The following is a 7,230-nucleotide window of genomic DNA, read 5'->3' as shown; positions in this document are numbered from 1 at the left end:
GTCGGGAATGCTCGCGGATTCCATCAGGGCACGGGGGCCGGCGACGGCGCCTCACCACGATGCCGGATATATGGCCGCAACTCCTCCTTCTGCCGATCGGCGCATTCACTCTTGCAACGCGGGGCGGGCCATATATGGGAGCGGCCTCTGGCCGCGACGCGTGTCAGCGGAGGCTACGCTGCGTCGCGGCAAGGATGCCGCTCCCACATCCGCGAGCGCCCGTGGGAGCGGCCTCTGGCCGCGATGCGTGTCAGCGGACGGCTGCGCTGCGTCGCGGCAAGGATGCCGCTCCCACATCCGCGAGTGCCCGTGGGAGCGGCCTCTGGCCGCGATGCGTGTCAGCGGGGGCCGCAGTGCGTCGCGGCAAGGATGCCGCTCCCACACCCGCGAGCGCCCGTGGGAGCGGCCTCTGGCCGCGATGCGTGTCAGCGGGGCCGCAGTGCGTCGCGGCAAGGATGCCGCTCCCACATCCGCGAGCGCCCGTGGGAGCGGCCTCTGGCCGCGATGCGTGTCAGCGGAGGCTGCGGTGGGTCGCGGCAAGGATGCCGCTCCCACACCCGCGAGCGCCCGTGGGAGCGGCCTCTGGCCGCGATGCGTGTCAGCGGGGGCCGCGGTGGGTCGCGGCACGGATGCCGCTCCCACGTCCGCGAGTGTCCGTGGGAGCGGCCTCTGGCCGCGATGCGTGTCAGCGGGGGCCGCGTTGGGTCGCGGCAGGGATGCCGCTCTCACATCCGCGAGTGCCCGTGGGAGCGGCCTCTGGCCGCGACGATGATCGCTCTCCGCCGCGAGCGGGCTAGGGCAGAATACGAATGGGGGTGCCGTCGCGCACCAGTCGCCAGATCTCGTCCATTTCGTGGTTCTTGACGGCGATGCAGCCGTCGGTCCAGTCGCGGTTGTCGTACTCCCTTGCCACGGCAGGCGACGTGAGCCAGTTCGGGCGGCCGTGGATCATGATCATGCCGCCCGGGTCCACGCCGATGGCGCGGGCGAAGGCGCGGTCGCGGTGATTCGGATAGGAGATGTGGATGGACTTGTGGAAGCTGCTGTTGGGGTTGCGCCAGTTCAGCATGTAGTCCCCTTCCGGGGTGCGCTCGTCGCCTTCCTGGAATTTGTGGCCTTCGGGGCTATCGCCGAGCGCGATCTTGTACTCGCGGTACACATCGCCGTTGTGAAGCAGTTGCAGGGTGCGCTCGCCTTTGCGCACCAGCACGCTGTCGACGAAGCGCACGCTGGGCTCCGGTGGCGAGGCGCAGCCGCCGAGCAGTGCGGTCATTGCGATGACGGCAGCCAGGGCGAGGGCGGTGATGCGACCATCACCGAGCTTGGGCCAGAAGGGTCTGGCCCAGAAGGGCTGGGCCCAGAAAGGCTGGGGCGAGCAGGTGACGGGCGAGCAGGTCTGGCGGCTGAGTGACATGGGACTGGGCGCCGGCAGCAGCGCGGGTTGAAAGCATCGAGGCCGCGATTCTACCCCGGCGCCGGCGCCAGAACATCCGGTATTTGCGTTACAAATATGGCGGTATATCGGATGCTTATGGCTTTGTCTTCAACGTCGGCGCATGACCTCTGCCCAAGACCGGCCTCTGCCGGCGGTCTTGGCGCTAGGCGCTGGACATCTCCGCCGGTGCTGCGTTCAACAGGAGGCGCGCCACTGCGCGATCTGTTAGTGGGTCGCGGCTCAACAGGCGGGCGCTGCCCTGGCGCAGCGCCTGCGCAAGGCGCTCGGCGGAGAGCACGCGGGCGTTGCGCCCGCGCCGATCGGCGAACAGCATAATACCGCTCCTGCGGCTGATCCAGCTGGCCCGCAGACTGAGGTTGGGGCTGCCGAGCTGCTGTACCTCCAGCCAGTCGCCCACCGCCACCTGCCGGGCGGCCTCCAGGTACTGGTCGACGGCGGCTTGCGCCGACGTGGTGCCGGCGTCCGCGTCGGCATCCCGAGCCGCTGCGGGATCGCCGTCCTGGCCGGCTTGTCCAGCATCCGCTGCCGGCGCCGGCACCAGGGTGCTGTCCGGCTCCACATCGGCGCCCGCGTCCATCAGCCAGGGCAGATCTTCGCTGTCCGGGGAGGTTGCGTCGGCAGCGGCTTCCGCCGCCCGCTCAGCCGCCGGCGGTGCGTGCGCGTCCGTGCTCGCAGTCTGGGTTTGGTCGTCGGGCGCTGCGGCGTCGGCGGCATCCGGGCTGGCCGCGGCGGCGGCCTCCGGCTGGCGAACGGCGGCCATGTGCAAGGGCATGAGGTCGCGCAGGAAGGGCTGCCAGGCGTCTGTGCGGCCGAGGCGGGCGAGCCATGCCGGCAGCTTCTCCAGCAGCGACGGGAGCATGTGCATGAGGCGGTTGCGCTCTGCGGGCGTGTGTTTGGGCTGCACGCTCCAGATGAGTGCCTCGAGCGTGGCGAGCGCGTCCTGCCAGTCGTCGCTTGCATCGCCGTAGCGGATGTAGATGCGCCCCAGCAGCTCCCGCCAGTGCTCGTCGATGAAGGCCGCCACGGGGGGCGGCAGCGTCTGGCCGTCGCGGCGGCGATCGATTTGGTCCGCGACCAGGGTCTGGGCGACGACCTTGCGATCGCGCTGCTCCAGCCGCTTGACCAGCTCGCCCACTTGGCTGCGGGCTTTCTGATCGGCGGCGCGCAGGACGGCCTCGATCTGCTCCACCTCGTTGTTGAACACGGCGGTGTCATCGTCAAAGCTCGCGAGCACATTGTCGATGGCGGCGCGAATGCGCTCGAGCAGTGCCTCTTGCTCCTCACCGCTCCAGCCGCGCGCGCCGGCGGCGATGACGTCCAGCAGGCGCCGTGCCGGATGGCCCTGGTCGGAGAAGAAGGCCTTGTTCAGCAGCGCGGCCTTGAGGATGGGGACCTGCAGCTTGCCGATCTCCTCCTGCAGCTGGTTGGGAAGCTCGCCATCGGAGAACATGCAGTCGAAGAGCATGGCCACCAGCTCGACGGTCGCGGCGTCGTTCGGCTGCAGCCAGCGCAGCAGCGGCGAGGCGCCGAGACTGCGCAGTAGGTCGCTGCTGCGGGTATCGACGGCCGTCGGGTCGATGCCCAGGCTCGTCGCAGCGCTGGATTTGCCGCGCTGTAGGCCCGTGAGCCCGTCGATGAGCTGACTCAGCACCACAGGGGCCATACCGCCGTCCGTGGGGGCATCGCTGGAAGCCCCTGCGCCGCCGGCGCTGCCACCGCCCTGATCAGCGCCCTGATCAGCGCCCTGATCACCGCGCCGATTACCGCGCTGGGCGTGCTCCCCGAGGAGGCCGCTGGTGAGCTGCGTGAAGACGTCGCCGATGGTCTCGCCGCTGCCGCTGGTGCTGCCGCCGTCGCTGCCACTGCTGCCGCCGCGGTGCGGGCGGTCGAGCTCGTGCTCGCGCTCGTCGACCTCCACAGGCAGCTTGGGCAGCACGCCCTGCTCCACCAGGTAGGTGTTGAGGCTGCGATAGATGTCCGGCAGCCGGTCGGACGTATAGTGCTCGAAGGTCTCCAGCAGGATCAGCGAGAGCTGTCCGCCGGCCCAGCTGGCCTCGGCGCCGTCGGCGAAAGCGGTGAAGAGCAGCTTGACGGAGAAGGGGTCACGGTCGCTCTCCAGCCGCTGCCTGCCGAGCAGCGCGGCGACGCGCCGATCCAGCGCCGTCAGCTGCTGTGAGCAGGCATAGCTTGCCTTGGCAGAGAGGCGTGCGATGGCGAGGTCGCGCTCGAAGGCATTGGCGTCCACCAACGAGAGCTCGTGCTCTTCTTCCCAGGTGTCACGGTCGTTGCCGGTCAGCTGGGCGATGGCCTGCTCGCAGGCGCGGCAGAAGCTGCCGCGAAAATGCCGCAGCAGCCTCAATCCGCCGTTGGCCAGCAGGGCATGGCCGGATTCGTAGAGCTGCCGGCGGCTGCTGTCACGGGCGCGGGCGGCGAGCTGCGCGAGATCTGCGCGCACGGCCTGCATCTGCTCAGAAAAGGCGCCGGCGGCGTCGTCGACGAGCCTGTCGCGCAGCGCATGCAACAGGGTGACGGCCTCGGCGGGGGAGAGCGCCTCGGCGCGGGAGGGGTCTGGTGTGTGCTCCGGCATCGGGGCTTTGGCTCCATGACAGACCGCAGCGGATCCGCGCGGATGTGCTGGCCCTCGGGAAACGCCGATTTATTGGCGCCGCCCGTGCGAGGCAGGGTGCCCCCGCCATTTTCAGCGGCCTAAGTCACTGAAAATGAAGCAGCCCGGAAATCGCCCCTATTTTCACAACAGGGCGGGCTCCGTCCGAATTCTTGGCCAGTACGGCCAATGAATCGGTATCTCCCTAGCCGGAAAACGAATTGTCCCCATGCCGGTGCTGTGTACCTGCGTCGGGCACCGCCCGGCGATGGGCGCGGGGTTTGTATTGCTGTAGTGCTCCCGTGCAACACACTATACCCCGCGCGTCCCTGCAACGCCGTGATGTTGCTCGCAGATCCCTGGGCGGGGACAGGGATGTGCTAGCATCCCCGGCCCGTCCGACCCCCCCAATCCCGTTCCGCCCGTCCGCTTCCAGATCATGCTGCGCTTGCTGCTTCGTTTGCTGTTGATCCTCTTGGTGCTGGTCCTGGTGCTGGGGCTCGTGGCCGCTGCCGTCGGGCCGCTGCTGATCGACCCGGACCCGGCGGAGGGCGAGACCCGCGTGCAGGCTCTGGAGCGCCCGGGCAGCGGCTTTGTCGGCATCGGGCCTCCCGACGGCGGCGAGGTGACGCTGCATGTAGCAGAGCGCACGCCCGCGGGCGACGGCGCTGCGGCGCCGACCTTCGTACTGCTGCACGGCTTTACGTTCAACCTCTACACCTGGGAGCGCATCATGGCGCCGCTGGCCGAGCGCGGCCGGGTCATCGCCTATGACCAGATCCCCTATGGACTGAGCGCCAAGCCGCTGCCCGGCGCCGGGGCGCACGCGGACCCCTATGCCAAATCCTCGGCGCTGGCGCGGCTGATGACGCTGCTGGATACGCTCGGTGTGGAGCAGGCCTACCTGGTGGGCAATTCCTCCGGCGGTACGCTGGCGCTGGAAGCGGCATTGGCTTACCCGGAGCGGGTGCGCGGCCTCGTGCTGCTGGCGCCCTGGGTCAACTCCAAACGCCCCATCCTGCCGCAATGGCTGGTGGATCTGCCGCAGACACAGCGCCTGACCCTGTTGCTGGCCCGCACCCTGGGCACGGACATGCCGCTGCTGGATTATGCCTATGCCGATCCCGGGCGCATCGACGAGGAGCGCCGCGCCCGCGCCGCCGTTCACCAGGAAATGGCCAACTGGGATGCGGCCTGGGCGGCGCTGCTGGCGCGCTCGCTGACGGACCCCGTGGAGATCGCCCGGCAGCTGACGCAGATCGACACCCCGGCGCTGGTCATCACCGGCGCCGCAGACCGCATTGTGCCGCCCGCCGATACGCTGGCGGCCGCCCGCGCCCTGCCCAATGCCACCTTCGCCGAGCTGCCGGGCTGCGGCCACCTGCCGCAGGAAGAATGCCCGGCGCTGGTGATGGATATCATCGACCAGTGGCTGGATCAGGCGCCGGCAGCCGGCGACGACCGCGCGGCAGCGCACTGATCGCCGTCACCCATCCCCTCGACCCAGCGCTATCGCCGTAATCGACCGCAGGCCAATCGAGCGCAGGCCACAGGGCACTGGCCGCATCCAGGACGGGCCGTCGGATTCCCCCGCTCGCCCCCTCTGGACCTCGCCGGCCCTCAGGGGGCATGCTGCCCACTGTCTTCGCGCAACCAGCAAGGCCCGTCGGCCAAAACCGTGACCACCACCCCATCTTCCGCCGCCCATGCCGGGCACTGCCTCGTCTTCGGCGCCAGCGGCTACATCGGCAGCCATCTGGTGCCCAGGCTCCTGGCCGAGGCTATCCCGGTGCGGGCCAGCAGCCGCAACCGCGCGAGCCTGGAGCGCCGCGGCTGGGACGCTGCCGAGCTGGTGGCGGCGGATGCCCTGGCGCCGGAGACCCTGGATGCGGCCCTGGCGGGCATGGACACCGCCTACTACCTGATCCACTCCATGGGCGCCGGCAAGGACTTCGGCCGCCTGGACCTGAAAGCCGCCGCCAACTTCGCCGCCGCTGCGGAGCGCGCCGGCGTCAAGCGCATCATTTATCTCGGCGGGCTGGTGCCGGACGACGCCGACAGCGAGCACATCGTCTCCCGGCGCGACACCGGCGAGGTGCTGCGCCGGGGCAAGGTGGCGGTGACGGAGCTGCGCGCCGGCATCATCGTCGGGCCCGGCTCGGCGGCCTTCGAGGTGATGCGCGATCTGGTCTACCACCTGCCGGTGATGATCACGCCGCGCTGGGTGCGCGCCAAGTCACCGCCGCTGGCGCTGGACAACCTGCTCACCTACCTGGTCCGATTGCCCCAGATCCCGGCGGCCGAGGGCCGGGTCTTCGACGCCGGCGGCCCGCAGACCCTGACCTACCAGCAGATGATGCGCATCCTCGCCGAGGAAGGCGGCAAGCGCCCGCCCATCATCATCCCGGTGCCGGTGCTGAGCCCGAAGCTCTCGTCCTATTGGCTCAGGCTCATCACCGCGGTGCCCACCAACATCGCCCGGGCCCTCATCGAAGGGCTCAAGCACGACTTCAGCGCCGACGACGCCGAGCTCAGGCGCCTGGTGCCGCAGGACCTGCTCGGCTTTCGCGAGGCGGTACGCGCCGTCTTCGCGGCCGAGCGCAACAGCGAGCCCGTCGTCGCCCGTTGGATCGAAGGAGCCTTTGCCGTGCGTGATCAACGCATCGACTACGCCTACTACGCCAAGCGCGCCGGCGCCGCCCACGAGACCACTGCCTCCCCCGCCGCCGTCTGGTCCGTGCTGCGGGAGATCGGCGGCGAGCGCGGCTGGTTCTATCTCAACGGCCTCTGGCAGCTGCGCGAGACCCTGGACTGGCTCGCCGGCGGCCCCGGGCGCAAGCACGGTCGCCGACATCCGACGGAGCTGCGCGTCGGCGACCGCATCGATTCCTGGAAGGTGCTCGGCATCGAGCCCGAGCGCCGCCTGAGCCTCGCCTTCGGCATGCGCGCGCCCGGCGCCGGCATGATGGAATTCGATTTGAAGCCGCTGGCGAATGGGGGCACCAAGCTCAGCATGACCGCCTACTGGCACCCCGCCGGCGTCTGGGGCCTCATGTACTGGTACGCCTTCGCGCCCGCCCACGGCGTCGTCTTCACCGGCACCGTGAAGGAGATCTGCCGGCTGGCGGAGGCGCGGGAGCGGCGGGGCGAAGTGGCGCGGGCGGACTGA

Annotated in this window: 4 protein-coding genes; 2 read left to right on the top strand and 2 right to left on the bottom strand. The window is 70.0% G+C overall.

Annotated elements, in window-relative coordinates; all coding sequences use genetic code 11:
• Positions 1-793 precede the first annotated feature (793 nt).
• Both CKO31_RS13320 and CKO31_RS13315 read right to left on the bottom strand, forming a co-directional pair.
• Positions 794-1,414: a L,D-transpeptidase family protein gene (locus tag CKO31_RS13320; RefSeq protein ID WP_306341737.1), complete on the bottom strand. Its 621-nt coding sequence runs from the start codon at positions 1,412-1,414 to the stop codon at positions 794-796.
• 184 nt (positions 1,415-1,598) lie between these two features.
• Positions 1,599-4,043 carry a DUF1631 family protein gene (locus tag CKO31_RS13315; protein WP_200238222.1) on the bottom strand — a complete coding sequence of 815 codons (2,445 nt, stop codon included), beginning with the start codon at positions 4,041-4,043 and terminating at the stop codon, positions 1,599-1,601.
• A 457-nt stretch (positions 4,044-4,500) separates the two neighbouring features.
• Here CKO31_RS13315 and CKO31_RS13310 point away from each other — a divergent pair, with 457 nt between their 5' ends.
• Together CKO31_RS13310 and CKO31_RS13305 are read left to right on the top strand one after the other, a co-directional pair.
• Positions 4,501-5,541, top strand: a complete 1,041-nt coding sequence (locus CKO31_RS13310; protein ID WP_200238219.1) for an alpha/beta fold hydrolase — start codon at positions 4,501-4,503, stop codon at positions 5,539-5,541.
• 198 nt (positions 5,542-5,739) lie between these two features.
• Positions 5,740-7,230, top strand: coding sequence for an SDR family oxidoreductase (locus CKO31_RS13305; protein WP_200238216.1), 1,491 nt, complete (start codon positions 5,740-5,742; stop codon positions 7,228-7,230).

The organism is Thiohalocapsa halophila, from assembly GCF_016583825.1.
Classification (GTDB): Bacteria; Pseudomonadota; Gammaproteobacteria; order Chromatiales; family Chromatiaceae; genus Thiohalocapsa; species Thiohalocapsa halophila.
The sequence above is the reverse complement of the archived record's forward strand: the minus strand, read 5'-3'. Positions and strand labels throughout refer to the sequence as shown.